Annotated in this window: 22 protein-coding genes and 1 pseudogene; 9 read left to right on the top strand and 14 right to left on the bottom strand. The window is 68.3% G+C overall.

Annotation, left to right across the window (positions count from 1 at the left end; translation table 11 throughout):
• The first annotated feature begins 126 nt into the window (after nt 1-126).
• The 3 genes from ACIBTS_RS38075 (at nt 127) to ACIBTS_RS38065 (ending at nt 2,790) form a co-directional block, all read left to right on the top strand.
• Nucleotides 127-873: an ATP-binding cassette domain-containing protein gene (locus tag ACIBTS_RS38075; protein WP_399325247.1), complete on the top strand. Its 747-nt coding sequence runs from the start codon at nt 127-129 to the stop codon at nt 871-873.
• Nucleotides 870-2,135, top strand: coding sequence for a hypothetical protein (locus ACIBTS_RS38070; protein ID WP_399325246.1), 1,266 nt, complete (start codon nt 870-872; stop codon nt 2,133-2,135). Before ACIBTS_RS38075 ends, ACIBTS_RS38070 begins: the two co-directional genes overlap by 4 nt.
• 247 nt (nt 2,136-2,382) lie before the next feature.
• The gene (locus ACIBTS_RS38065) at nt 2,383-2,790 is read left to right on the top strand and encodes a hypothetical protein (RefSeq protein WP_399325245.1); all 408 of its coding nucleotides are present in this window, start codon (nt 2,383-2,385) and stop codon (nt 2,788-2,790) included.
• A gap of 785 nt (nt 2,791-3,575) precedes the next feature.
• Here ACIBTS_RS38065 and ACIBTS_RS38060 read toward each other — a convergent pair.
• On the bottom strand, nt 3,576-4,952 hold the full coding sequence (locus ACIBTS_RS38060; protein WP_399325244.1) for an IS1380 family transposase: 1,377 nt from the start codon (nt 4,950-4,952) through the stop codon (nt 3,576-3,578).
• A 289-nt stretch (nt 4,953-5,241) separates the two neighbouring features.
• On the opposite strand from ACIBTS_RS38060, the gene ACIBTS_RS38055 reads away from it, so the two are divergent.
• Complete coding sequence (locus tag ACIBTS_RS38055; RefSeq protein ID WP_399325243.1) at nt 5,242-6,465, top strand: RNA-guided endonuclease InsQ/TnpB family protein; 1,224 nt, start codon at nt 5,242-5,244, stop codon at nt 6,463-6,465.
• A 56-nt stretch (nt 6,466-6,521) separates the two neighbouring features.
• Nucleotides 6,522-6,812 (top strand): annotated as a pseudogene (locus ACIBTS_RS38050) (MscL family protein); the annotation flags it as partial.
• A 40-nt stretch (nt 6,813-6,852) separates the two neighbouring features.
• Here the strand turns inward: ACIBTS_RS38050 and ACIBTS_RS38045 are convergent.
• The 4 genes from ACIBTS_RS38045 to ACIBTS_RS38030 all read right to left on the bottom strand — a co-directional run bounded on the left by ACIBTS_RS38045 (nt 6,853) and on the right by ACIBTS_RS38030 (nt 9,829).
• Nucleotides 6,853-7,035 carry a hypothetical protein gene (locus ACIBTS_RS38045; RefSeq protein WP_079661683.1) on the bottom strand — a complete coding sequence of 61 codons (183 nt, stop codon included), beginning with the start codon at nt 7,033-7,035 and terminating at the stop codon, nt 6,853-6,855.
• Between the two features lie 255 nt (nt 7,036-7,290).
• Nucleotides 7,291-7,830 carry a low molecular weight phosphatase family protein gene (locus tag ACIBTS_RS38040; RefSeq protein WP_399325242.1) on the bottom strand — a complete coding sequence of 180 codons (540 nt, stop codon included), beginning with the start codon at nt 7,828-7,830 and terminating at the stop codon, nt 7,291-7,293.
• The gene (locus ACIBTS_RS38035; protein ID WP_399325241.1) at nt 7,827-9,326 is read right to left on the bottom strand and encodes a polysaccharide biosynthesis tyrosine autokinase; all 1,500 of its coding nucleotides are present in this window, start codon (nt 9,324-9,326) and stop codon (nt 7,827-7,829) included. Before ACIBTS_RS38035 ends, ACIBTS_RS38040 begins: the two co-directional genes overlap by 4 nt.
• 254 nt (nt 9,327-9,580) lie before the next feature.
• Nucleotides 9,581-9,829 (bottom strand): hypothetical protein, encoded by a 249-nt coding sequence (locus ACIBTS_RS38030; RefSeq protein ID WP_399325240.1) that lies wholly within the window; start codon nt 9,827-9,829, stop codon nt 9,581-9,583.
• Between ACIBTS_RS38030 and ACIBTS_RS38025 the strand changes: the two genes are divergently transcribed.
• Both ACIBTS_RS38025 and ACIBTS_RS38020 read left to right on the top strand, forming a co-directional pair.
• Complete coding sequence (locus ACIBTS_RS38025) at nt 9,822-10,337, top strand: hypothetical protein (protein ID WP_399325239.1); 516 nt, start codon at nt 9,822-9,824, stop codon at nt 10,335-10,337. The genes ACIBTS_RS38030 and ACIBTS_RS38025 overlap by 8 nt on opposite strands.
• 49 nt (nt 10,338-10,386) lie before the next feature.
• On the top strand, nt 10,387-11,292 hold the full coding sequence (locus ACIBTS_RS38020) for a glutaminyl-peptide cyclotransferase (protein ID WP_399325238.1): 906 nt from the start codon (nt 10,387-10,389) through the stop codon (nt 11,290-11,292).
• Between the two features lie 71 nt (nt 11,293-11,363).
• Here ACIBTS_RS38020 and ACIBTS_RS38015 read toward each other — a convergent pair whose 3' ends face one another.
• From ACIBTS_RS38015 to ACIBTS_RS38000, 4 genes are read right to left on the bottom strand one after another with little or no spacing between them, the layout of a single operon-like run.
• On the bottom strand, nt 11,364-12,560 hold the full coding sequence (locus ACIBTS_RS38015; protein WP_399325237.1) for a glycosyltransferase family 4 protein: 1,197 nt from the start codon (nt 12,558-12,560) through the stop codon (nt 11,364-11,366).
• Nucleotides 12,547-13,134, bottom strand: coding sequence for a hypothetical protein (locus ACIBTS_RS38010; protein ID WP_399325236.1), 588 nt, complete (start codon nt 13,132-13,134; stop codon nt 12,547-12,549). Before ACIBTS_RS38010 ends, ACIBTS_RS38015 begins: the two co-directional genes overlap by 14 nt.
• Nucleotides 13,131-14,354 (bottom strand): glycosyltransferase family 4 protein, encoded by a 1,224-nt coding sequence (locus ACIBTS_RS38005; protein ID WP_399325235.1) that lies wholly within the window; start codon nt 14,352-14,354, stop codon nt 13,131-13,133. Before ACIBTS_RS38005 ends, ACIBTS_RS38010 begins: the two co-directional genes overlap by 4 nt.
• Nucleotides 14,351-17,080 carry an O-antigen ligase family protein gene (locus ACIBTS_RS38000; protein WP_399325234.1) on the bottom strand — a complete coding sequence of 910 codons (2,730 nt, stop codon included), beginning with the start codon at nt 17,078-17,080 and terminating at the stop codon, nt 14,351-14,353. The genes ACIBTS_RS38005 and ACIBTS_RS38000 overlap by 4 nt, the downstream gene beginning before the upstream one ends.
• Before the next feature lie 460 nt (nt 17,081-17,540).
• Between ACIBTS_RS38000 and ACIBTS_RS37995 the strand changes: the two genes are divergently transcribed.
• Nucleotides 17,541-18,848: a glycosyltransferase family 4 protein gene (locus ACIBTS_RS37995; protein WP_399325233.1), complete on the top strand. Its 1,308-nt coding sequence runs from the start codon at nt 17,541-17,543 to the stop codon at nt 18,846-18,848.
• Complete coding sequence (locus tag ACIBTS_RS37990) at nt 18,845-19,546, top strand: acetyltransferase (protein WP_399325232.1); 702 nt, start codon at nt 18,845-18,847, stop codon at nt 19,544-19,546. The genes ACIBTS_RS37995 and ACIBTS_RS37990 overlap by 4 nt, the downstream gene beginning before the upstream one ends.
• A gap of 137 nt (nt 19,547-19,683) precedes the next feature.
• Here ACIBTS_RS37990 and ACIBTS_RS37985 read toward each other — a convergent pair whose 3' ends face one another.
• The 5 genes from ACIBTS_RS37985 to ACIBTS_RS37965 form a co-directional block, all read right to left on the bottom strand.
• Nucleotides 19,684-20,850 carry a DegT/DnrJ/EryC1/StrS family aminotransferase gene (locus tag ACIBTS_RS37985; protein WP_399325231.1) on the bottom strand — a complete coding sequence of 389 codons (1,167 nt, stop codon included), beginning with the start codon at nt 20,848-20,850 and terminating at the stop codon, nt 19,684-19,686.
• Nucleotides 20,843-21,571 (bottom strand): sugar transferase, encoded by a 729-nt coding sequence (locus ACIBTS_RS37980; RefSeq protein ID WP_399325230.1) that lies wholly within the window; start codon nt 21,569-21,571, stop codon nt 20,843-20,845. The genes ACIBTS_RS37985 and ACIBTS_RS37980 overlap by 8 nt, the downstream gene beginning before the upstream one ends.
• Complete coding sequence (locus tag ACIBTS_RS37975) at nt 21,568-23,397, bottom strand: SDR family NAD(P)-dependent oxidoreductase (RefSeq protein WP_399325229.1); 1,830 nt, start codon at nt 23,395-23,397, stop codon at nt 21,568-21,570. The genes ACIBTS_RS37980 and ACIBTS_RS37975 overlap by 4 nt, the downstream gene beginning before the upstream one ends.
• A gap of 152 nt (nt 23,398-23,549) precedes the next feature.
• Complete coding sequence (locus ACIBTS_RS37970; protein ID WP_399325228.1) at nt 23,550-23,723, bottom strand: hypothetical protein; 174 nt, start codon at nt 23,721-23,723, stop codon at nt 23,550-23,552.
• On the bottom strand, nt 23,711-25,138 hold the full coding sequence (locus tag ACIBTS_RS37965; RefSeq protein WP_399325227.1) for a DUF4012 domain-containing protein: 1,428 nt from the start codon (nt 25,136-25,138) through the stop codon (nt 23,711-23,713). Before ACIBTS_RS37965 ends, ACIBTS_RS37970 begins: the two co-directional genes overlap by 13 nt.
• Nucleotides 25,139-25,684: the final 546 nt, after the last annotated feature.

Raw genomic sequence — 25,684 nt, 5'->3', positions numbered from 1 at the left:
GCTTTATGACAGCTGCAGGAGTAGTGCATTACCGCAAGGCGGCAGTGTGCATACCGCCGAGCATCGTCGGAAGATTTCTCGCACCGTGGACCGTGAAGCTGAGAGAAAATAGAAATGGGATCCTGAGTGACTTTGCGCTTTAGTGACGTGACACAGCATTATGGCCGCAATCGAGTTCTGCATGGAGTGAACTTCGAACTCGGTCAAGGCGTAATAGGACTTCTGGGTCCCAACGGGGCTGGCAAGTCGACCCTCATGCGCACCATGGCAACGGTCATGCCGCCACGAGGCGGCTGTGTGGAGATCAACGACACGCCAGTGACTGACGAGCGCACGGCTCGTCGAGCGCGTAGCCAGATCGGATACCTTCCACAGGAGTTCGGCTACGATCCGGGTATGCGGGTAATCGACTTTGTTAATTACGCCGCCTGGCTTCGAGGGATATCCGGCAGCAGACTCGAGCAACTCACCGAAAAGGCCTTGGCAACGGTTGACCTGACCGAAAAAAGAGGCGTCAAGATGAGTAAGCTCTCGGGTGGCCAGAGGCGCCGCGCAGGGATTGCTTGGGCCATTGTGGGCGACCCAAGCATCATAATTCTTGACGAACCTACGGTCGGCTTGGACCCACAGCAAAGAATCCAGTTCCGATCAATCTTGAAGACGATCAGAAACGCGACGGTAGTGCTTAGCACCCACCTGACGGATGACGTCGAAGCAGTCTGCGACCGAGTCTTGGTACTCAATGCTGGAAAGATCACCTATGACGGGGGCGTTCCAGAACTCTCCGTACGCGGCCACGTCGACCTTCCCGGCGAGACGGCTCTGGAGCGAGCGTACATGGATCTTTTGCCCCGGGCGGAGCGATCGGCATGAGGCTCATAGTCAGGCATATCCGATTCAATGGTCTTCAGTGGTGGATACTTCCGCTTGCGGTCGCTGACCTGGCTATCCTGTTCTTGCGCACTCGCTACTGGATTGGCGTCTGGCCGGAGGCGGGCGCTGCCGCGCAGGTGCCAGCCCTGATTCTTGGTGTAGCGGCGAGTGGACTCGCTGCTTGGATTTCAGGAAGCCGAGCACGGCATCGAGTAGAAGAACAACTCACGGCGACACCAAGACACCCCGCACTCTTGGAATTCTATCGCTTTAGCGCCGTTCTCTTCACTTTCGCGATTCCCTACGCCTGTGGCGTCATTGCCGCGTGGGCCTTCACCGTGGTGCACAACCCGCCCGGCATGGCCCAGTTCTTCGCATATGCGCTTGCCGGAGCCGTCGCCCTGTGGCTGGCCTGCGGGTTCGGATGGCTGGTAGGCAGGTTGTTCGCCGGCCGATTCGCGACGATTATAGCCATTCTTGCCTGGGTTATCGTGGGGTTCAATTTCGGACCATCTATCGGTCTTTCGTTCGTCAGTGGTCACGTCTACACGGATGTGAACTTCGGGTCATTGGCACTGCGCTGGGCGGCCGGAATTCTGTTCCTCGGGTCCCTGCTCTTCCTTCCGTTGCGTATCCGGCGCAAGGTGCCGATACCGGTCTTGGCTAGCCTGATGACCGCCGCACTTGCTGCAGCGGTGATAGCCAATTATCCGATGGTGCATGACAGGAAGGCACCGAAAACAGAGACCTGCACCACTGGTTCCATCGAACTCTGCTACTGGCCTGAGGAAGCAAAATACGTCCCCATGATGCGAGAGGTCAGTCTTCGTGCCTCGAAGCTGCCTGACGTTTTTAAACTTCCAGAACGCGCCCACGAGTACGGGCTAAAAATGGAAAGAATACAGATCGGGTCGAAGGTTGTGGAACAGGCCACTGGCGACTTCAGTATTCTTGAGGGAAATAGATGGTCGCTGGCTTCGTCACTGGCAGCCGCCATCTCTCACCAGACATTCCCGCCGGCATGCGACTGGTCCGCCGCGGAAGCGAATAATGATTACACTGCGGACACGCTTCAGCACTGGGTAGAGATCACCCTGGCGGGCGGCGGAACACCTGAATATCGACTTGGCAACGGCGGATCCTCCGGCTTCTATGAAGCGCGGCAGCAGGCCGAGGATATCGCAAAACACAAGACTCAGTCTGCTCAGGATGCATGGGCAGCCAAGACCGCGGAAAAGTTCGATGAACGCTACTGCCGATAGCCCGTGGTCGACATTCCTGCGCTTTGCGGGTCCTCGTAGGCCGTTCGTAGCACTTGGGATTGCATGCGTCTTGGGGTTGGTTACCTCGGTGATCGGGGGACATCTTATCCCTATACCACTGCTCAGCCCTGGTAGTACCGCTCCTCCAATGTGGCGCTTTTTCGTGCTCGGACCGGCTGTAGTTTCCGTCACTGCCTTGTACAGCCCTATAGAGTCACTCGAACAAGTAGCAACTTCGACATTTCATGTGCAACAGAAGATATTTTTGATTCTCGTCACTTTCTCCTCTTGTGCATGCTTCATCGCGTCGGTGTCGCTCGCTTTCCCGAGCGCGATGACAGCCATAATGATCCGGGACTTCTTCGGCTGGTTCGGTATCGCGCTGGCTGCAGGACGAATGTTCGGCTGGCGAGTGTGCTGGATTCTGCCGGTTCTTGTTCTAGTTCCAATGCTGTACTGGGGGACGACGGACACCGACGGGAACTTTCCATGGTGGGAATTCACGGCACGTCCCATCGAAGATATAGGGGCAGCAGCCGGAAATGTCGCTCTGTGTCTTTTGGGGATTCTTGTCTACTCGCTGACGCCATGGCGCATCTCTTCCGCTCGGCGTTTGTTCAAGAAACCCGACTCCGATAATCTCCAGGACACATAATGGCAGGGGCTTGACGGCCGCAGTGCGGTGATATCAAGATCGTTTCACCCGGAAGGTGCACCCCCAAGGTTTGGCTGTTCGGTGAACAGTCAATCCGGCGTGCTGCGCAATATGTGTACAGCCGGAGTGCAAAATCACTCGGCGGATCGAAGAGGGGTAATTTCTTCGATCACTCGAGCAAGTCGTTCAATCATCCGAAATGAAAGAAGCGATACATGAGCCACATTTTTAACCGGTCTCTCGCTGCCAAGATCTCTCTGGCAGCCGTACTGGCCGCTGGAGCCGGTCTCTCCGTTGCGCCCGTCGCCTCCGCAACAAACGGAAACACGGTGAACAACTGCCTCGGCCAGTACTTCTCGACCTCGTGGCAGCAGGTTTGCCAGGGGTCGGGAGCTACCGCTGCGGGCACGTACTACTCGGAGGCGGAGTGCGACTGGGAGGGTAACGGGGCAATTTCTCCGGTGCGCAAGAAGGGCAGCAAGGCGGTCATAGCGGCACCTTATGACTGCACCTTCAGCGTCTCTTACGTCACGACTCGCTACCAGGGTTAATTAAGCAGTCGATTTACAGCTCCATAGCACAGCCCTCCTCGGCGGATGACTGCACATCTCGTGACGTCATTAACCTCGAAGTTTCGTGACGGTCCGCCGACGGAGTCGGTGGACCGTTTTCGTGCCGTCGGCTGAGGCTGTGGAGGCCGAAGACCCGAGTGTCGCCTCGGGATGGCGCCGGATTCCACTGCTCCGGGTGTTGGGGTGCTGTCGAAGGGGCGGGGACTTCGCTGGTCAGCCGGGGTCGGGCAGTTGGGTGAGCCGGTCGAGGGCTGCGGTGATGTGACCGGTCCAGGGCCAGTGCCGGGACAGGCGGAGGGTTCGCCGACGGCCGGTGGTCACGAGCTGTCCGGCCGCGGTGAACAGGCGGAGCCGTAGTCGGCGGGGCTCCCAGAGCCTGGCCTTGCCGGTCAGTGCGAGCGTCGGCATCCAGGCCAGCAGGTCGAGAGCGATCTGCACGATCTCCAGCCAGATCCGGTTCTGGGCGGTGCGGTGCAGGGGCAGGTTGCGCAGGCCAGTGGCCCGGGCGGCGCGGATGCGGTCCTCTGCCCGGGCCCGCAGTCGGTGACGGAGCTCGAGTTCGGCGATCGGCCGGCCCAAGGTATTGGTGGCGAAGCAGGTCAGCCGCATGCCGTCCGCGTCCGTGAGCCGCAACTGGGCCCCGGGGTGCGGTCGTTCCTTCCGGACGATCAGCCGCATGCCCTCCGGCCAGCCGTCCAGGACGTCGCCGGTGAGTTCGGCGACCCAGGCGCCGTCGCGTATCTCGCCGTCCGCCTCGACGGCGGGCGTCCAGGCTGATGCCGGAACCTTCAGCACGTGCTGGTGGATCGCCTCGGTGATCACCATGCCGACCGAGTAGGACAGCCACCGTCCTCGCTGAGCGAGCCAGGCGACGAAGTCGTGGGTGCCGCCCGCGGAGTCGGTGCGGAGCAGGGTCCGACGTCCGCGCCGGTACTTCTTCGGCAGCTGGGCCAGGGCCAGTTGGGCGGCGGTGATGTGGTCGGCGGCCGTGTTCGATCCCGCGTTGCCCGCTCTGAGCAGGGCCGCCACCGGTTCACCCGTGCCGCCCGGTCCGTGGTCGACGAACCCCATCAGCGGGTGGTGGCCGTAGGTTCGCTTCCACGTCGGTGCGGCGTCCTCCTTGTCCGAGTGTGCGATCACCAGCACCCCGTCAAGGTCCACGGTCACCGTCCCGCCCGCATCAGGCGCTTCCCGGTCGGCCAGCTGCCAGACACGGCGGCGGACTTCAGCCCGCGCGGCACGGATGGCCCGCAGGGCCTTCTCCCCGGAGGCTGCGAGGGTGTCGATGAGGCGGGAGACCGTCGGGTCGGAGGCCACCGGCCCGAACACGGCCGGCTCGGCCCGCAGCATGGCGACATCCGCGAGGCAGTCCCCGCCCAGCGCGACCGCCAGGGCCACGTCCAGCAGGATCTTGCCCGGATTGTGCACCGCACGAGGCTTCCGCCACGGCGTCAGCGCCGCTGATATCGCGGTGTCCAAGCCGGCCTTGCGGACGGTCTCGACCAGCAGCACGCCCCCGGCCTGCGAGACCACCGTCCGGCCGCCGCCCTCGATGCGGACACGCGGGTATGACCCGATACGCTTCTTCACCTGGAGAGTGCTTCTTTCCGTGCAGCCAACAGGACCCTAGACAAGTCCCATCGTTGCAGGTCAGGAGCACTCTCTGCTTATTTGATCAAGCCTCGGACGCCCCAACTCGTGAAAGCGCGAGGTTAGGGCTTTGGTGTTCGTTTGACCCGTTTGGGTTTGGTGGCGCCGACAGTCGACGCGGAGCGTCGCAGACTCAGGTCCGGCGGAGCCGGAACCGGCTCGTGACGGTGACGGATCGTTCACACGTTCCCGATGACTACGCGGGTTCGACGTGCCTAGTGTGATCGTCATGCAGCTCCGGTACGCCTTCAGGTTGTACCCCGACGCCACTCAACAGGCCGCTCTGGTCAGGGCGTTCGGGTGCGCCCGTGTCGTGTTCAACGACGCCGTGCGGGCCCGCGAGGACGCCCGTCGGGCCGGGCAGCCCTTCCCGACGGCCGGCGACCTGTCCCGGAAGCTGATCACCGAGGCGAAGCGGACGGCCGGGCGGTCCTGGCTGGGTGAGGTGTCCGCGGTGGTGCTCCAGCAGTCCCTGCGGGACGCCGAGACCGCCTACCGCAACTTCTTCGCCTCCCTCAAGGGCACGCGCAAGGGCCCGAAACTGGGTGCGCCGCGGTTCAAGTCCCGCAGGGACGCCCGGCAGTCCATCCGGTTCACCGCCAACGCCCGCTGGAGCGTCACCGACAGCAACCGTCTGAACCTGCCGAAGATCGGCGCGGTGAAGGTGAAATGGTCCCGCCCTCTGCCTACCGCCCCTTCCTCCGTCACCGTCGTCAAGGACGCCGCGGGCAGATTCTTCGCCTCCTTCGTCATCGACACCGACCCCGCCGCCGACGCGACGCGGATGCCCGACACCGACCGCACCATCGGCATCGACCTCGGCCTCACGCATTTCGCGGTCCTGTCCGACGGCACGAAGATCGACTCCCCGCGCTTCCTGCGGCGCGCAGAGAAGAAGCTGAAGAAGGCCCAGAGGGAGCTGTCCCGCAAACAGAAGGGATCCAAGAACCGGGCCAAGGCCCGCCTGAAGGTCGCCCGCGCCCACGCCAAGGTCGCTGACGCGCGCCGCGAGTTCCACCACCGGCTCTCCACACAGCTGATCTGCGAGAACCAAGGGATCGCCGTGGAGGACCTGGCAGTGAAAGCGCTGGCGCGTACCCGGCTGGCCAAGTCCGTCCATGACGCGGGCTGGTCGTCGTTCGTGCACATGCTGGAGTACAAGGCGCAGCGGTATGGCCGCATGCTGGTGAAGATCGGCCGGTTCACACCGACCTCCCAGACCTGCTCTGCCTGCGGCGCCGTGGACGGGCCCAAACCGCTGAACGTCCGGGAATGGACCTGTGCCGCCTGCGGCGCCGTCCACGACCGGGACCACAACGCCGCGATCAACGTGAAGACGGCCGCCGGACTGGCGGCATCGGCCTGCGGAGCGCCGGTAAGACCAGAACCCGTTCTGGCACAGCGCGAAGAAACAGGAAGCCACGGATTCCCGACCGAACCCCGTGCCGCGTAGCGGCACAGCAACCAGTCAGGGAAGGCCAGAATCCTCGGGCTTCAGCCCGAGGAGCAAGTCAAAGCTCCTGTCTCAAGGGCCACTGCACGGGCACGGGCGACAGTGCGACGGGAGTGCGGATCCTGTGGGGCTCCGTCCTCGGCGCGACGCTCACGTTCATGATCACCGCGGCGGTCGTCTACTTCCTGATGGTGCTGCCGATGTCGAAGTACCTGGCGAAGGTGGAGGCCCGCAGGAAGGCCAAGGAGGGCACGCAGGAGGTCATCGAGGTGACCGAGCTGGAGGTCCTCAAGGAGATCCGCGACGCGCTGGTCGCCCAGCGGGGCTCGGGCCACGGCGAGCGGTAGCGACGCTGCGGACGGTACTGCGCCGGACGGCCCGCCGGGTTCAGATGTGGTGGGGCGGCTTCTCGTCGAGGAAGCGCCTCAGGTCGGCGGCGCTGTCGCCGTCGGAGGCGGGGCGCTCGCCCCACCCGCGGTCGGTGTCGTCCGAGGACTGCCGGTCCAGCGGGTCGTCGAAGATCAGCGCGGCCTTCGGCGCGCGCGGCTCGGGGGCGGCGGAGGTGCTCATGCCTCCAGGGTACGGCCCTGGGGCCGGGCCGGTTGAGGGCCGGACCACCCGCCCCGACAACTGCTGTGTGCCGAGACCGGTGATCGGCGAGACGGAGGAGGATCGGCGTTCGTACACCCTTGCCGACCGGCTCGCCCTGCCGGAACCGCTCACGGAACAGCGCCGACCCGGTGTCGCCTGCCGTGCGCCGGCGTGGGTTTCCCGCCGGACCGAACCACGCCACTCCTCGCTCCCGCTGACGATCACCATGCACGACTACATCCCCCACAGCCTGACCAGCCGGCTCACCGCCCTGTCGATCTCCACGGCGCACGCGTACAGCTCCTCGCGGGGCCTGCCCCAGGGGTCCGGGATGTCGTCCTCGGCCGGCTGGACCGGGGCCGCGGCGCCGCGGCGGGTGGCCACGGCCGCCAACACGGCGCCGAATTCACCCCCACCTCCCGCGCCTCCCCCGTCCGAGAGCCGCACGAATTCCTTCAGGGTGAAGCAGCGCCGCATCGCCGCCGGCGCGAGGCGCACCGCCGCCTCCCGGTGCTCGCGCGCGAGCCCGAGGACCAGCCCGGCGCTCACCACGAACCGCGCGGTGAGCGGGCGGGAGGTGAATCTGCTGCCGTCACCACCCAACTCCTCCACGATCGCGCGGGTGGTGGGCTCCATGGAGGAGCGGTGCCACGCCTCCGTGCCGGCGCTCTCCGGGTGCAGGGCCGCGCCGGGCGGCAATCTCGCCGCCAGCAGGCGCTCGGCGATCACCGAGCGGTGCACGTTTCCGGTGCAGACAAACAGGATCCGGGTCATTTCCGGTCCGGGGGATTCGCCATCGCGGAGGCGACCCTCCCTTCCTGCAGGGCCGGCACACTCCCCTCCGGCAGGGCCGACTCACGCGGAGCGGGCAGCTCGCCGTACGGCCCGTAGGCGCCGTAACCGCCATAGTGACCGGCCTTGGAAACCGGAGCCATGCTGAACACGGTGCCGAGCATGCGGACGCCCACGCGCTCCAGTGCCTCCGTCGCGGTGCGCACCTGGTCCCGGCTGGTCTTCGCGGCCCGTACGACGAGCAGCGCGCCCTGGGCGAGGGAGGCGAGGCCCACGGTGTCAGCGACCGGCAGCAGCGGCGCGGTGTCGACGATCACGACCTGGTACATGTCCGCAAGCTCGCGCAGCACCTCTTCCATGCGCGCCGAGGCGAGCAGTTCCGCGGGGTTCGGCGGCACAGCGCCGCTGGCGAGCACCGAGAGTCCGCCGGCGACCTCCTGCATCACATCCTTGAGACGGGCCTGTCCGATGAGCACCGTGGTGAGGCCGGCGTCCTGGATGAGGCCAAAGGTCGGCGCCACGCACGGGCGGCGCAGGTCACCGTCCACCAGGCAGGTGGAGACGCCGCCCTCGGCGAGCGAGAGGGCGAGGTTGATCGCGGTGTTCGTCTTGCCCTCTCCTGGCACCGAGCTCGTCACCACGATGATCCGCGGCGGATCGTCGACCTGCGAGAACTGCAGGTTGGTCCGCAGCTTGCGGAATGCCTCGGCGCGCCTGGAGTGCCCGTCGGCACTGACCAGCGGCTGCCTCGGGGCATTCCTGTCGTACGGGATGGTGCCCAGGCCGGGCAGCGAGGTGAATCCGCCCAGCGCTTCGCTCGTCTTGAACGTGGTGTCGAGCGTCTCACGCAGGGCGACCAGCCCGGCGGCGAGCAGCAGGCCGCCGAGCACACCCGCGGCCAGGTTCAGCAAGGGGCGCGGCGACGCGGGACCGGTGGGCGCAATGGCTTCCTGGGTGACGCCCAGCGAGACCGGGGACACGGGCGCGGCATCCGCGCCGTGGCCGCCCTTCCCGGACCGTGGCGAGCGGACCGGGCGCTTGGGGGTCTCCAGTTGCTCGACAACCGAACTGAACCGTTTTGCCACGGCGTTGGCGATGCGCGCCGCGCGCTGGGGCACGGTGTCCCGGACGGTGATGTCGATGAGTACGGTCTTGAGCGGGACGACGGCGGTGATCCGGGACGCCAGCTCCTCCGGGGTGCCGCGCAGCCCAAGCTGCTTCACCACGGGAGCGGTGACCTGACGGGTCCTCACGATCTCGGCGTAGGACTGCACACGCGCCTGCGAGAAGGTCTGCCCCTGGTTGAGGTCGACGGTGTCCTCACCGGTGCGGGTGGCGACGAAGAGCTGCGTCCTCGCCTCGTAGACGGGGGTGCTCAGGCTTGTCACGCCGAGGGCCGCCCCGACCGCGAGAACCAGACAGACCCCGACCGTCGGCCAGCGTCTGGCAAGAGCCTTCAGGAATCCTTGAAGATCCAAGCTGCACCCCTCACAGGACTGAGGGAACGACCCGAATTGGGACTTTCTGTTCCCTATGGACGCAGTCGACCATAGGGACTCGGACACTTCGAGCGATGGAGCCAACCCTCGTGTCGGCCCTCGAACGATCTCTGCGACGCCCGCCACGTGAGCGGGGGCTCCCCCAATCCGGTGACTTCTCGCGCCGTCGCGCCAGTAAATGTCGCCGCGTCCCACATATTCCATATATCCAGATCTTGGTGCCCACGCACAGCTCACGGCCACCTCAGGCCCAGGCCCGGACCCAAGTCGAGGAGATCGAAGAAGATGACAGCATCGCGCAGATGGCGGGCCGCACTGGCTTCGGCGGCATCGACCGTTATTCTCATCGGAGCACCGCTGATCGGAGCGCAAACCGCCTCGGCACAGCCGTACCCGCCGCCGCCCCCGCCCCTGTCCGTCAGCGCCACCACGGTGACAGCCGGGGCGCAGTTGACCTTCAGCACCGTCTCCGGCGTGTTCACCGCCGGGGCGAACGTCACAGCGCTGCTGGAATCGACCCCGGTCGTGCTCGGCCGCTTCCGGGCCCGGCTCGATGGATCGGTTGCGGGAACCGTGACCATCCCGGCGAGGACCATCACCGGCTGGCACGTCTTCCGACTCACCTCGCACCACCCCGACTCGAGTCTCGGCGTCACCATCTACGTGCTGGGCGTCACGCTGCCCACTCCCCCTCACAAGCCGCCCCACCACCCGGCCAAGGCCGCGCACCACCAAGAGCCAGGACACGGTGAGCGCGTTGGACAGGGTGGCAGTCAGGCCGTTTCCCACGAAGTCGCCGCGGCGGTCGAGCCGATGGATTACCCGCAGAGGGACGTCGAGCCGGCGAATCACCCGCAGCCGGACCAGGACACCAAGAGGCTCGCGGCAACGGGCAGTCACCAGGCCCTGGTGATCGGCGGCATCGCGAGCGCCCTGCTCGTCGCGGGCGGTGGCACGATGCTGGCCGCACGCCGTCGTCGCCATTCCTGACGGATCGGGGAGTGCACACGACGGGACCACGGCGCCCCTGCCGGGGCCGGTGCGCCGTCCGCCTGCCGGAGCCAGTCGTTCCGGCAATCGGGCGGCGCACCGTCGCCGCACACCGAGGTGCGCCCTGTCGGCCGTCACGGCGCTCCTGGTCACCGGCTGCGTCTGGATCGCAGCAGCGTCCGCCGATCCGGGCGGCCGAAGCCACACGCACTGGCGGCAGGCCGACCCCAACCGGGTCGAGCACCTGCGGGTGAAGGTCCTCGAAACCCTCCCCCACGACCCGAAATCGTTCACCCAGGGCCTGGAGATGACCGGCGGCACGCTCTATGAGGGCACCGGGCTGTCCGGTCGGTCCTCCGTACGGTACGGGGCTCCTGGCACGTCGCCCATGGCACGCGCCGGCCTTCCCGCTCCTCTCTTCGGTGAGGGAATCACCCTGGTGGGCCGGACCCTGTGGCAGCTGACCTGGCGGGACCGGATCGCCATCGAGCGGGACGCGACGACACTGAGGGAGCTGCGCCGCCTCCCCTACCCCGAAGAAGGCTGGGGCATCTGCTTCGACCGCCTCAAGCGGCGGCTGGTGACGAGCGACGGCTCGGCACAACTGACCTTCCGCGATCCCCGCACTCTCGCGAAGACGGGCGAGGTCACCGTGACCGAAGACGGCCGACCGGTGATCAGGGTGAACGAACTGGAGTGCGCCGACCGCGCCGTCTACGCCAACGTGCTCTTCACCGACCGCGTGGTGCGCATCGACCCCCTCACCGGTGCGGTGACGGCAAGCATCGACGCCTCGGGCCTCCTGCACGCCGACGAACTCGTCCCCGGCTCCACCCTGAACGGCATCGCGGCCGTCCCCGGAACGGACCAGTTCCTTCTCACGGGCAAGTTCTGGCCCAGGATGTTCCGTGTCGCTCTTGTTCCGGCACAGCCGCCGAGCCGCACCGCCCGCTGAACCAGCAGTGGGCGGTGCCGTCTTCCCGCCGAAGGCACTTCTCATCGCCCCTCCGCATACAGGGGCCCTGATCACACCGTCCGGGCGCGGGCCACATCTCTGTACAGCTGTTCGAGTTCCGCGACCTTCAAGGAGCCGCGCTCGGCCCGACCGATCAACTGACGATTGGTCAGGCTGTCCGCGGCGTCCAGCGGCCCCACACTTGAGAGGGCGTCAGCCAACGAGCCGACCAGCGGATCGGGAAGCAGGTCCGCCGACAGGCCGTCCGCCACCAGTTCTCGGTAGGGCGCGATGTCAGAGAGCAGTAGCCGGCATCCGGCAGCCGCGGCTTCAAGCACCGATGAGCTTCGCTGGTCGGCCTGAGGAACCGAAATCGCCGCATCGCTCGCTCGCATCAGGCTGAACATCTCGTCCTGGCCGAGTGGCCGATCGATGACGACGACCCGGCCGGCCAGCTCTTGTGCTCGGGCGCGCAGAGGCACGAGATATTCCTGCTGCGCGCATCTGGCGGCGGCATGAGCCGGCCGGTGCCCCACCAGCAACACGAGGAACAGGTCGGCCCGGACCCGCGCGACACGGGTGAACGCCGCGAGGATCTCGCGTGTCCGGTAGACCTCTGACGTGCTGCGGACCGACAGCACGACCGTGGCTCCGGCCGGAATGCCGTACCTCGCGCGCGTCAACCGTGGATCGGCGTCGTTTCCGGCATCCAGCAGCACGTCCGGGACCCCCCAGGAAAGAACCGTGATCCGTGAGCGGAGGACCCGGTATCGGCTCGCGACGTGCCCAGCCACCTCCTGGGAGGTCGGCACCACGCGGGCGGCCCGCCGCAGCGCCAGCCAGGCGACCCACGCCCGGCCGGGATGCTGCTCCGCCGCGCGCAGTTCAGATCCCCACGGAGTGATCACGACCGGCACCGCCGAGCGGGCCGGCAGCAGAAGGGAGAGCGCCCCGTGCAGGCCGAGCGAATGGACATGGACGACATCCGGCCTCGCCCTGCGCACCTCGCGGCGCAGCCAGTGCACCGCCCGCACCACCCGCACCGGCAGGCACGGTCCGGCGGGGGCGGACACTGCTCGCCAGCCCTCTGGACGCAGGTCCGGCTCGTGCCAGCTGCAGACGGTCACCTGATGCCCCCGCGCGGCCAGGTCGTCCGCCCAGCGCCGAGTGTGGGCCGACGTGGCCGGCGCGAGCAGGACGACGCGCAGCGGCGCGGCGGGCGGATCGCACGGGCCCGGCCGGCGCACGACGTGATCACGATCCGGCACGGCGCTCCCCGAGGACGAAACGGCTCTTGCCCGCCGCAGCTCGCAGCTGTCCGGCCGGGCTGCGCGTGGAGCGGTCCCATGCCGTCGCCACCGCCGGCCGTCGTGGATCGGCGAGCACGCTTCCGGCCGCGGTCAGCAACGCGGTGTGCAGGCAGTGGTAGGCGAGACTGGCGGGCGCGCGGTACCGCAGGTCGTGTCTGGTCCAGTACCCCAGGTCGAACTCGGCCGGCGAGTCGCGCAGCCGGTCCGCGGCGTGCTGGTGGACGGCCACGCCCTGATGGTGCGAGCAACCGCCCGCGCCCAGCAGCCGGAGCATCAGTTCCACCGCACCCTCGCTCGCGTCGAGAAAGGACCGCTCGCCGGTCGTGGCATACGCGTGCAACGTCAGGCCCTTGTGGTCGAGCATGCTCCCGCCGGTCATCGGCCACATGTCGGGCGGGTCCCCGCCCGGCTGGTCGGCCGGCATGTCGCCTGGCGGCGGCGCGTCGACCGGGCAGCTCGGCCGCCGCAGATCGAGTACCGCCTTCCCCGCCATGTCGACCAGCGTCGTTGCGGCCCGCGTCGTGTCGTTCACGCCGGATTCCCCCCGCGGAGCGGCCTGCGATGACCCCGCGCGGCCAGTGCTTCGTGGTACAGCTCGTTCACCTGGCTCACCGTCCTGGCGATGTCGAACTGCCGGAGCGCGAGTTCACGGCCGCGGTCGGCCATGCGCAGACGCGCCGCGGGATCGGCGACCAGTGCGTTCACGGCCTGTGCCAGTGCCGTCGGATCGGCGGGCGGGATCAACAGGCCGGTGCGGCCGTGCTGGACGGTGTCCGGCAGGCCACCGACATCGGTCGCCACCACGCCCTTGCGCATGAGCAACGCCTCCACCACGGTGTAGCAGGCGGACTCGTCCATGGATGGGTTCACCAGTACGTCCAGCCCGGCCATGACCGAGCTGACGTCGGACCGCAAGCCGGTGAAGCTGATCCGGTCGGCGACGCCGAGCCGGGCGGCGCGGCGTTCCAGCCGGCGCCGGTACTCCCCGTCACCGACCAGTTCGTCGCCGACCACGAAGAACCTGGCACTGGGGTTCTGTCGCAGGATCAGCGGGACGGCGTCGATGAAGACCTCATGCCCCTTGACACCAACCTGGCGGAACGCCCGCGACTTGCTCGGATACATGTACGCGACCATGCCGACGGCCGGCGTGTCGTCGGTGAGCCCGAACTCACGGCGGAACGGCTCCCGCGGGGTTGCCGGATCGAACCGGTGCACGTCGCAACCGTAGTAACTGACGGCGACCGACCGCGCCCCCATGGCCTGATAACGGTGCGCGATCGCCCGGCAGGATCCGATCACCAGATCGTCCCGGCGCAGCGAAAGTCGCTCCAGGATCCGGAAGGGCGCGAGTCGTAGATGCACCACTCCCGGAACCTGTGACACGACCAGCGCGGGCCGGTAGGCGGCCGACACCACTCGGGCCAAGAGCTTCGCGACGATGAGATGCGAGTGGATGACATCCGGCTGGTATTCCCTGACGAACTTCATCAGCCGCCACTGCCCAGTCATCAGCACCGGCAGCTGCCGGATCCGATAGGGCAGTCCCGGGATGATTTCCACCCGGACACCGCGGACCCCGCGCAGCCGGTCGGTGAGCGGGCCCTCTTGGGGCAACACCGCGCACACCTCGTTGCCCAGTTCGGCAAGGCCCCGCACCTGGTCGTAGAACCAGCTTCCGCCGATGGCGGCCGAGGTGATCTGCAGGATGCGCAAGGGCCGCGGGGACTTCCCGATCTCGGACGTACTCATCGCGCCACCGCTGCCGATGCCGATGCCCGCGCCCGCGCCCGCGCCCGCGCCGGCACCGAAGGCGGTGGCGGTGGCGGTGGCGGTACGTCGGCCCGAGCCGGCTTCGCGGCCAGGACGATCAACGTCAGACCGGCCAGCAGAGGAGGGAGCAACAGGACCTCGCCGAAGAAGGAGCAGACGCCGGCACCGAGCATGGCCAGCAACGCCGCCTCACCAGCGGGATCACCGGACCGGGCCGCGCGCCACGCCCAGCGGACGCCGAACACGCCAAGCGAGCCGATCCCGACCGTGCCCACCAGGCCCGTCTGCGAGAGCACTGTCAGGTAGGTGTTGTGCGCGAAATTCAGGAACGGGAACTGTAGGAGCATGACCTCGTAATCACCGGTGGCTTGGTAGTAGGCGGGCAACTGGCTGGCGAAGTTCAGATATCCGACACCGAAAGCCGGGTGCGCTTCGAACATCCGCAGCGCGCTGTTCCAGAGGTCGAGCCGTACGGCGGAGTCGGCGTCCAGGGCGCCGCCGCCGAGCATCGAGCCGAACCGGGCCGCGACCGCAGCGGGCAGCAGCGGCAGCAGGCACGCCACACCTACGCCCAGGGCCAGGACGCCGCGCAGCGATCTGCGGACGGCGTAGAGCACGACCACCGCGATTCCCGCCAGATAGGCCGCGCGGCTCAGCGAGTACGCAACCCCCAGCGCGAGCACGATGACTCCGATGCCGGTCGCCAGCCGCGGCAGGCGCTCCCGGACGGCCGGATAGCGCCCGAGCAGGACCGCGGCCGCCATGACGAACAGGGCACCCGCGGCGTTGTGGTTGTCCGCGTACCCCTGAGTCATGGCCAGAGCGGCGGTGACGGCAGGGGCGAGATCCGTCCTCGTCGCGAAGACGGAGCCGACCTGAACGATCTCGAACACGGCCAGAATGACGCTGCCGCCACAGAACAACAGGAGCGCCCGGTCGAGAACCCGTCCAGGTTCGGCGACCAGTGGCAGCAGCAGCAGCGGCGAGCACACCAGCAGCAGGTACTGCCATGTGCCGGTACCGGGCAGATCAGTGTCGCCGATCATGGCGCTGGAGACCGCCATGTATCCGACCGTGCCGACGGTGGCCAGGGCGCCGATCAGCTTCGGCCGCGCGATCCCCCGGCCGGCGACGACGCGGCCCAGCAGGCAGATGATCATCAGAGCGACCAGCACTCTCGGGGTGATCAGCGAAGCGCCGACGTCGGACTGCGAGAGCGGGATGGCGGCTGCGAGCACATACAGAGCCGCGTCCGGAATCAGCAGAAGACAGGCCGGCACGATGACCATGAGCCCGGCGCTGACGGTGACGGTGGGGCTGTACGCCGTCACGAGACAGCCGACGGCCGCCGCGGTCAGGAGCCCCGCCGCGACCACGGGGGCCCTCCTGGCCAGGACCGGCCTCGCCTGCGTCGAGTACGCGCTCCGCCATCGGTCGCCGGCCCTCATGACCGACATCCTCTTGACCGACGGTCGCCCGACCGGCGGGCGCGCAGGAGCGGCCGCCCTCTGCTCGGTGGCGGGCGCGGCCCGACGGCACCGGCGGGCGCGGACGCCGAGCCGCACCCCGAGGACGAGCAGCACCGCGAACACCAGGTATCCGGCCGAGTCGGCGGCGCCGGCACCGACCGCGGCATAGTGGGGGGTCAAGGCTACGAGCAGCGCGACGTTGACCATCGCGCCGGTCACGGTAGCCGCGATCACCGGCCGGAGCAGACCGACGGCCGCCAGGTACGGCTGGATCGAGCGGCCCGCGCTGAACAGCACGAGGCCGGGGAGCATCGCCCAGATGACCGGCACGGCACCGGAGTACGGCTGCCCGTAGACAGCCGGGATCAGGACGGGTGCGGCTGCCGCCGCCACGGCGGCCGACGCAGCGGCGGCAGCGAACACGGTCCGGGCGATCCTGGCCGTCGCCCGCGCGTCGACGGCACCGGAGGTAACCGCCGGAAACATCACCAGCCCGACCGCCGTCGGCAGCAGGAGCAGCCCCTCGGCCAGGGGCAGCGCCACCGCGTACACGGCGACGGCCGTCGCCCCGGCGAACATCTGGATCAATGGCACGTCCAGGCGCAGCATTCCGTATTGGACGAGATTCGGTAGGTAGGTCCTGATGGCGAAGCTGCCGAAGGTGCGGGCGGACACCGGTTCACCGTCGGCATGGACGCGGGTGGTGGCCGCGATCAGCAGCATCCCGGCGCAGATCATCTGCCCGGCCAGCGCCGACAGAAAGCAGCTGGTGGGGCTCAGCGCTCCCGCGGCGCCAAGACCGCAGACTCCGACGAGATAGCAGGCCGCGGGGACGGTGCTCACGAGGTTGTACGTCGCGACCCGGCCACGGCCGATCTCAGCCATACCGAGCAGCGTGGTCAGCAAGGCCATCGGGCACATGGCGGCCACGACCAGCGCAAGCCGGAACGGCACGCCGAGCAGTACGACCGGCCAGAGATGACCGAGCAGCAGCCACAGCCCCGCCAGTGCGGAACCCGGAACCAGGGAGAACGCGACGCTCCACCGGACGATCTGCCGGAATGCGGTGTGCGAGGTTCCGGCGAACCGGGCGTTGGCATTGTCCATACCCAGGAGGGTGACGATGCTCAGCACGGCGGGGACCGACATCATGACCGCGAACGTGGCCCTTCCTCTCACCCCCAGGGCCCGCGCCGCGATGACGCCCGCCGCGAAGCTCATGGCCGTGGCCAGCACGCGCGTGGCCAGCGTTCCCCCGATCGCCGCCGGACTTACCCCCGGCAGCCGGACGCGGAGACTTTTCGTGATCGACAGCACCAGGGAAACGGCCTTCGGAGTCGCGGGTCGGGAACGGTGCTGCTGGGGCGGCGGATGATCTCGCCGCCTCGGCATGCAGGCACAATGTAACGGCGTCAGTAGCTGAACGTAGCGACTCGCGCACGTTGCGTAGTACGTTTCTCGATGCCGGGCCGTCCACCGTCGGCATGGCGGGTGCCCGGAAGGCGGTTTCTCCGGTGTGGACGAGCAGGTGGGACGGGGAAAACGCAGCCGTGAAGGTGTTCAGTGCGGCGGCGCACGTCCGCGGCTCGTCAGGCCGGCGTTGATCACGTGGCAGCTCGCTCGCCGCGGCGATGCGCATCTGATCGTGGACACCGGCCGACGGTATCTGTGGCGTCACGGAGGTGGAGGCGAGGACATGAGGATCTGGATCTTCAACCACTATGCGGCGCCGCCGGACTGCGCCGCCGGCACCCGGCATTACGAGCTGGGCCGGGTGCTGGCGGCGAAAGGGCACGAAGTCACCGTCTTCGCCAGCAGTTTCAGCCACTTCAGCAGACGCGAGGAACGGCTCGTGCCCGGCGAGAAGACGACAACCCGGACGATCGACGGCGTCCGCTTCGTCTGGGTCCGCACGCCGCCGTACACCAGCAACGGATACAGCCGCGTGCTGAACATGGTCCACTACGCGGCCCGGGTCCTCTCGGCGCAGCGCGCCCTGAACCGGCCGGACGTGATCGTCGGCTCATCAGTGCACCTGGCCGCGGTGCTCGCTGCCTGGCTGGCGGCCTGCGGCCGCCGTGCCCGCTTCGTCGTCGAGGTGCGTGATCTGTGGCCGCAGACACTGATCGACATGGGCGCGCTGCGCGCGAACGGGCTGCCTGCCCGGCTGCTCCGGCTGGTCGAGTCCTTCTGCTGCCGGCGCGCGTCCGCCGTGATCTGTCTCCTGCCCGGCGCCGCCCGCTACCTGCAGGCCCGTGGCGTGCCGGCCGACAAGATCCATTATGTGCCGAACGGGATCACCGACTTCCCCCGGCCGAGGGATCCGGATCAGTCGGCCGACCCGAACGTTGCGGACCCCGGGAACCAGGCCGCCGACCTGATCGACCGGATCAGACGCTTTCGCAAGGAGGGTTGTCTCACCGCCGGCTACATCGGCTCGCACGGTCCGGCCAACGGGGTGGCGACCCTTGTCGAGGCCGCGGCGGAACTGCGAGCCGCCGGCCGTCCGCGGGTCGCTGTCGTGATGGTCGGCGACGGCCAGGAGAAGGCCGCGTGCGAACGGCTCGCGCACCGGCACGGCCTGGACAACGTGCTGTTCTGGCCGCCGGTGCCGAAGCAGGCCGTGCCGGCCGTGCTGGCCGAGCTGGATGTGACGTTGTTCTGCCTGCGTGATGTCGCGGTCTTCAAGTACGGCCTGAGCAGCAACAAGCTGTTCGACTACTTGGCGTCCGGCAAGCCGGTGCTGTTCGCGAGCAACGCGCCCGGCAGCCCGGTACGCGAGTCCGGCGGCGGCGTGTGCGTGCCCGCCGAGTCACCGGCGGACGTGGCGGGCGCCCTGGCCGAATTGGCCGCGATGAGCGAGGCCGAACGGGAGCGGATGGGCGAACGCGGCCGTCGCTGGGTCTACCGGCATCACGGCATGACCGCGCTGGCGGGCGCGTTCCTCACCGCGGTCTCGGAACCGGCGAGGGGCCCAGGGCCTGGGACGGAGGCGCGGCTGTGACGCTGCACATCGTGGGCGCGGGCGGCTTCGGCAGGGAAACACTGGACGCGGTGCGGGCGGCGGCCGCGCCACCCGAGGTGGTTTTCGTGGACGAGCACCCGGCGGCCACCACGCTGGCCGGCTGTCCGGTGCTGCTGCCCGGGCAGTTGGCTGCGGCTGACGGGCCGCGGGACGAGTTCGTGGTCGCGATCGCCGACGCCGACGCGCGCCGCAGGCTGGCCCGGCAATTCGAAGATCGCGGCCTGCGAGCGGCGACGGTGATCGACCCGCGTGCGGTTGTCTCCCCCGGCGCCAGCATCGGGCGCGGCTGTGTCGTGCTCGGTCAGGCGTTCGTCTCCACTGGTGCCCTCATCGGCGCACATGTCCAGGTCAACTACCACGCCAGCATCGGTCACGACACGGTGCTCGAGGATTTCGTGACGATCCTGCCGGGGGCCAATGTCGCCGGCAGCGTGACCGTCGGCGCCGGGTCCACGGTGGGCAGTAACGCCGCCGTGCTGCAGGGCCGTCGGATCGGGCCGTCTGTCATGGTCGGCGCCGCGGCCCTGGTGACCCGCGATGTCGCCGCCGGTCAGCTGGTCGTCGGCGTCCCCGCCAGGGCCCGCGGATCGGCCCGGTCACCGGCAACCGGCGGCCCGCCCTGCTCGGCCGACGCCGGTGACCGGTCAGGGCCCCGGGAGCCTCGACGGCCGGTTTGATCAGGGGGGTCCCGTGCACTTCCACGGCGCCTTGATCCGAGGACTTCCTCGTGGTCGTCGCCCGGCTGGTCACCGCCGCACGCGGGGTGTCGGCACGGCGGGGACCAGGCCGCAGTCAGCGGATGCGTGAGGGGCGGTCAGCGGGCGGCGCCGACCGGCATCAGCTGGGCCGTGACATCCGCTGACGCGGTGGCCCGGCCGACGGCGGCGGTCACCGCGTCGGCGATCTCGGCCACCTCGGCCTCGGTCAGCCGGTGGTGCACGGGCAGCGAGAGCATCGCCTGAGCGACGGCCTCGGTCACCGGCAGAGCCGCGGCGAGCCCGCTGCCGCCGTCCCGCTCGGCGAAGACCGGCTGCCGGTGTACCGGCGGGAAGTAGATCCGTGCCTCCACGCCCTGGTCCAGCAGGTCGGCGAGCACATGGTCGCGGATGCCGGGGAGCAGGCAGGTGTAGAGCATCCAGGTGCCCCGCGTATCGGGTACCTGATGCGGCGTGATCAGGCCGGGGAGCCCGGTCAGCCGCCGGGTAAGCGATTGCGCGATCAGCTGTTTGCGCCGCAGGATGCCGTCCAGCCTGCGCAGCTGCACCCGGCCGATCGCGGCCTGCATCTCGGTCAGCCGCCAGTTGTAGCCGAGGCTCTCGTGCCGGTACAGCCCGGTCTGACCGTGGTTGCGCAGGAGTTTCAGCCGCTCCGCGACGCCCGGGTCGTCGGTCAGCACCATGCCGCCCTCACCGGTCGTGATGTTCTTGGTAGGAGTGAAGCTGAACATGGCCGACCGTCCGAAGGCGCCCACCGGTCTGCCACGGTACTCGGCGCCTGCTGCCTGCGCGGCGTCCTCCAGCAGCGGCACACCGGCCTCGGCGCACACCCGCGCCAGCCCGTCGAGGTCACCGGGCCGGCCCGCGTAGTGCACGGTCATGACCGCCCGGGTGGCCGGGGTGATCCGGGCCGCGACCGATGCCGGATCGAGGTTGAACGTCCGTGGGTCGATGTCGGCGAACACCGGGGTGGCCCCGACGTGGCACACCGATGTCGCGGTGGCGACGAAGGTCATCGACGGGACGATCACCTCATCGCCGGGGCCGATGCCCTCGGCGAGCAACATCGCGTTCAGCGCGGCCGTGCCGGTGCAGAACGTCACGCCGAACCGCGTCTGATGCCGGTCGGCGAACTCCTGCCCGAAAGCCTCGTTCTCCGCCCCGTTGGTGAGGACACCGCTGCGCATGACCCTGCGTACCGCCTCGCATTCCTCCTCACCGAGGTCGGGACTCGCAAGCCGGATCCGGACATTGCTGTCAGACACCTGAGAGCATCCTTTCTGGTCTGCCGGCGATGGGATCGTTGTCGTGGCCGACGGTGGCTCCGCCCCTGGCCAGGACCGTCCAGACGGTGAGGAACAAGATGGCCAGGTCGAGCCAGAAGCTCTGATGGCGGACGTAACGCAGATCCCACTCGATGCGCTCAGGCCAGCTCAGGCACTGTCGCCCGTGTACTTGCGCCAGGCCGGTCAGGCCGGGGGTGGCCAGCAGCCGCATCCGCTGACGACCGGTGTACCGGTGCACCTGGTAGGGCAGCGTCGGCCGAGGCCCCACCAGGCTCATCTCTCCGCGCAGCACGTTGACCAGCTGGGGCAACTCGTCGAGGGACGTGCGGCGCAGCACCCGCCCGACCGCGGTCACCCGGGCCTGATCGGCGTCGCCCGGTCTCGTCGAGTCGCACGGAGCATCGTGCATCGTACGCAGTTTCAGCACGACGAACGGGTGGTTGTCGCGGCCGACCCGCTGCTGCCGGAACAGGACGGGCCTGCCGTGCGCGAGCAGGTGCGCCAGCGCGGCGATCGCGCAGAGCATCGCGGCCGGCACGATGATCAGGCTGACCACGACCAGGTCCAGCATGCGCTTGCCGCGGTACGACCTGCCGTGAGGCGCCTGGTCGCCGACCCCGGCGTCGCCGGGAAGAGCGGTGGGCGCCTCCGCGATCACCGAGCCTGCCCGGCTCCGGCCCGGCATGGGCGGGGCGGTCATGTGGTGGCCTCCGCTCTTCCGGGCTGGCCATGCAGAACAGGCAGACAGGCAGGCTGCCCGGCGCCTGGCGCGGCGGCGAGGAGCGCCAGGGCGGCGCGCACCTCATCGGGACCGGTGAGGTGACTGATACCGGTGACCTCACCGGCATCGAGCGCGGGCACCGGCACCTGTCTGACCAGCGGATGCCTCGGCCGGTAGTCCGGCTCCCCACGGCCCAGCAGGTCCTCGGCCAGCTTTTCGCCGGGCCGCAGCCCGGTGAAGACGATCTCGACATGCCGCGATGCCGCGGCGGCCATACGGCGGGCGAGGTCGACGATGCGGACCTGGTCTCCCATGTCGAGGACGAGGACCTCGCCGCTCTCCCCGACGGCCACGGCCTGCAGCACCAGTTGGACGGCTTCGGTGGCCGTCATGAAGTAGCGGGCGACCTGCGGGTGAGTCACGGTGACCGGGCCGCCCGCAGCGATCTGCGCGGACAGTGAGCCGAGCAGCGAACCCCGGCTGCCCAGGACGTTGCCGAACCTGACAGACACCCAGGTCCCGGGGAATTCACCGGCCATGTGCGCGGTGAGCCGCTCGGTGATCCGCTTGGATGTGCCGAGGACGCTCGCCGGGTCGGCCGCCTTGTCGGTGGAGACGTTCACGAACGACCGCACGCCGCAGGCCGCAGCCGCTCGCAGCACGTTCAGCGTGCCGGTCACGTTCGTCTTCAGCGCCTCGCGCGGATACCGCTCAAGTAGCGGAAGATGTTTCACGGCCGCCGTGTGGAACACGATCTCCGGGCGGGTCTGCGCGAAGACCTCGCTGACGCGGGCGGCATCTGTGATGTCGGCGAGCACGACCTCGTCGGAATCGAGCAGTGCACGGCCGTGCAGCGCGAGCTGGATCGCGTGCAGTGCTGATTCATCCCGGTCGAGCATCACCAGCGACGCGGGGCCCAGCCGGTGCAACTGGCGACACAGCTCCGAACCGATCGAGCCGCCGGCGCCGGTGACAAGGATGCGGCGTCCGGCGAAATCACCGGCGAGGGACTTCAGGTCCAGGCGGATCGGATCGCGCCCCAGGAGCTGGGTGATCCGCGGGTCGCGGACGTCGTCGATCCGCGCCGGTCCGGCGACCAGTTCCTCGACGCCCGGAATCACCTTGGTGATCAGGCCGATCGACTCGGCCAGTGTGGTCAGCTCCCGGATCACCTGGCCGTCACGGCACCCGCCGGCAAGGGCGACGACCATGACCGTCGCCCCGGTCTCCGCAGCGACCTCGGCGAGCCGCTCCCGTCCGCCGCGCACGCGGATACCGCAGATCCGCAGTCGCCGCTTGCCGGGGTCGTCATCCAGCAGGGCAACCGGTCGGTACTGCGCGCCAGGCTGCCCGGTCAGCCGCTGCACCAGTTGCGTTCCGGCGCCGCCCGCGCCGAACACAATCACCTTGACGGCGTTCGGGTCAGGCCGTCTCGGCCTGTGCTGGATGGCCGCGACAGCGACCCGCACGGTGATCGTCGCCAGCGCGCCGATCAGGACGGCGAGGCCGTCCGTGGCCGGTCTGCCGCCCACCAGGGGTAGCTCTGCCTGGTAGACGCCCTCCAGAAGCAGCGCGGTCAGCCCGGCGGCGACCAGAACCGCGCTCAACTCTGCGCCGGTCTCCGCCTGATAGCGCCCGGAGTAGAGCCCACAGACAGTCCCGGCCAGTACCGCCGCGGCGCCGGTGACAGCACAGACGACGACCAGATCGCCGGGTCCGAAGAGCGGGTCGGAAGCGCTGCGGCTGGTCAGGCCGGCGATCAAGAGGCCGCAAGTCCAGGCGATCGCGTCTATGGCGGCTCGCACCGCCGGCCGGCGATACCGAGCGGCAACGCCAGACCGACCGCCCGGCCAGGCTTGGCCTTCTTGTGCGGTGTGGAGACCGGCAGGATGAACCGCTGCCAACTTTTCGTCGCTGGCACATTGCCCAGGCAAGGTGAACCCCGATCAGCAGAATGTCAGTCGCCAATGGCATATTTGGGCATTTTGCTGGCGGTATGTCCAAAGACGCTGCCGCGTCCTTTCGGGTATTGTCGAAATTCTTCGGCCTCGCGGACCTGCTTCTCGCGCGTTCGCTCACCGTCCACAGCGCGGGCGGCATTTCGACTCAGCCGTCCGTCTACTTCGCGCACGGTTGGACGAGCACCTTGGTGGTCTGCGGTCGCGCCAACGGCTGCACAGGAACCACGGGGGAGCGTTCCGAAGCCGGTTCCAGCAGACGGACGTCCACCTCTCGCGTCTGACCGGGCAGGAGTTCCACCTGCGCGTCCAGCACCAGGTGACCGCGTTCCTCGGTCGACGACACCAGAAGCTGCCGCCCGTCCAGGGTCCCGCCGGTGAACCGCGCACCGGAACTGGCGTACAACGAAATCCAGATCCGTGTGGACCCCGGCGGGTGCGGGTGCCCGGGATCGTCGGAACGGAGAGCGACCAGCGCAGGCAGACCCGCGGCGGGAGCGGTATTGGTCAGTCTGATCCGTACCACGCTGGGACGGAAACCGCCGTCGCAAGGACCGAGTTCGTAGGTCAGCGAGCGTCCCAGATAGTAGTCCATCTTGTTGCCCGCGGAATTGTTCACCACGAGGTGAGCGAAGGGCCCTGCTCTTTCGGGGACTTCGCCCGCCAGCCCGGCTTCCTCCAACGCCGACTCGGTGGAGGCGTCTCTGCTCCACATGCGCAGTCGGCCTTCATCGGTGTTCTGCCGCAGTGCCTGGAAGAGGGCCGCCGAATCGGGATGGTGATTCAGCAGGGCAGCGGCGACGGACTGCGCGACCTGTACCAGGAAACGTTTGCGTTCGATGTTGTTGTACGACGCGTAGAGGGTGCTCTCCGTGAGTTCTACAGTGTTCGCCGCCGTCAGCCGTTTTCCGTCCTGAAGTTGGACCGGCCCGGTGGCTTTGAGGACATGGGCGAGTCCCACGGGATCGGTCGCGATGGCCCCATCGAGTCGCTGGCCCGTATGCCGCTGCCACAGTTCCACCCAGATCTGTGCCGCATAGGGAAAATGGGCGGACAGATTCGAATTGGCCAGCCCCCGCGTGCTCTCAGCAGGTCCGTACCGGCGGTCGAACGCCGACCCGAAGTTCGCCACGGGGGTGGCGGTACGCGGCAGCGCGTCATCCGACGCGAAGTCGTGCAAAGTGATGCGACCACGGTCGGCGGTCAGGATGCCGAAGGCGCCGACGAGCCCACCGGTACCCCGGGCCTCGGCATTGTTCTGGAAGGCGATGAAGTAGGAGCGCGGCCCCGAGGCGCCCAGAACAGGCATCAGCAGCCGCGTCGTCGCCTCCGCCTTGGAGACCGAGCCGGAAAGGCTCACCACCTGGTCGGACATCCGCTGCCGTGCTGCATCAAGGCGACGGACCGCGGTCGAACCGGGCAGGCCACTCAATCCCGTCCGGATTCCCGTCAATTGCCGGCGGATATTTCCCAGCAGGTCCGTGGCCGTCGAAAGCCGGCGGAGGTCGACACGATCATTGTGCACAATCTGGCCGGACGTGAGCATCTGCTGCAGTCGCACCGCCTCCGGCAGCACTCCGGTGGCCATCTCATCGGCGGCAGCACTCAGCCCCCGGGCAGAGCGGAGCGGTGGGCCCACCAGTGGGAGTTTCTCGGCTACGCCCCACACCGGCGTGGCGGCCGCCCTCCGGGCGTCCCCTGTGTGTCTCCGGATGGAGCCCAGCGCCTCGGCCGAGGGCGGGCGATGCCTGACCAGGTCCGTACGGATTCGTTCGGTCGCCACCTGCGCCGCAGCAAGATTGCTCTGGACCGCGCGGACCTCCCACAGCAGGCAACCGGCCGACGCGACGGACAACAGACCGCCGACCGCTGCACTCCAGAGGATTGCCCGGCGGTGGCGGCGGACCGTCACAGCCCCGAATGCCCGCGCACTCCTTCTGCGTCGCTGAAAGGCCCACCTGCGTGGTTGCTCCGCAGGCTCCCCCTCCTGAGCGCCCTTCAGGCCGTACCCCGGATCCTTTCCTGCCGTCATTTCCTACCCATGAATCGAAGGAGTTCTTTTCCACCAGAACCGAGCATGTGGGTTACATCAGTAATGACAGTCACGACTCGTTGCAAACCTCACCGCGTCAGG

Origin of the sequence: Streptomyces sp. NPDC050121, assembly GCF_044460385.1 — a bacterium.
GTDB lineage: Bacteria > Actinomycetota > Actinomycetes > Streptomycetales > Streptomycetaceae > Streptomyces > Streptomyces soliscabiei.
The sequence above is the reverse complement of the archived record's forward strand: the minus strand, read 5'-3'. Positions and strand labels throughout refer to the sequence as shown.

Excerpts from the sequence above, each read along its gene's own strand:
- ACIBTS_RS37980 (WP_399325230.1), bottom strand. The coding sequence starts at position 21,571 with ATGACCGCCCCGCCCATGCCGGGCCGGAGCCGGGCAGGCTCGGTGATC.
- ACIBTS_RS37965 (WP_399325227.1), bottom strand. The coding sequence starts at position 25,138 with ATGGCCACCGGAGTGCTGCCGGAGGCGGTGCGACTGCAGCAGATGCTC.
- ACIBTS_RS38070 (WP_399325246.1), top strand. The coding sequence starts at position 870 with ATGAGGCTCATAGTCAGGCATATCCGATTCAATGGTCTTCAGTGGTGG.
- ACIBTS_RS37995 (WP_399325233.1), top strand. The coding sequence starts at position 17,541 with ATGAGGATCTGGATCTTCAACCACTATGCGGCGCCGCCGGACTGCGCC.
- ACIBTS_RS38040 (WP_399325242.1), bottom strand. The coding sequence starts at position 7,830 with ATGACCCGGATCCTGTTTGTCTGCACCGGAAACGTGCACCGCTCGGTG.
- ACIBTS_RS38045 (WP_079661683.1), bottom strand. The coding sequence starts at position 7,035 with ATGAGCACCTCCGCCGCCCCCGAGCCGCGCGCGCCGAAGGCCGCGCTG.
- ACIBTS_RS38005 (WP_399325235.1), bottom strand. The coding sequence starts at position 14,354 with ATGAGTACGTCCGAGATCGGGAAGTCCCCGCGGCCCTTGCGCATCCTG.
- ACIBTS_RS38055 (WP_399325243.1), top strand. The coding sequence starts at position 5,242 with ATGCAGCTCCGGTACGCCTTCAGGTTGTACCCCGACGCCACTCAACAG.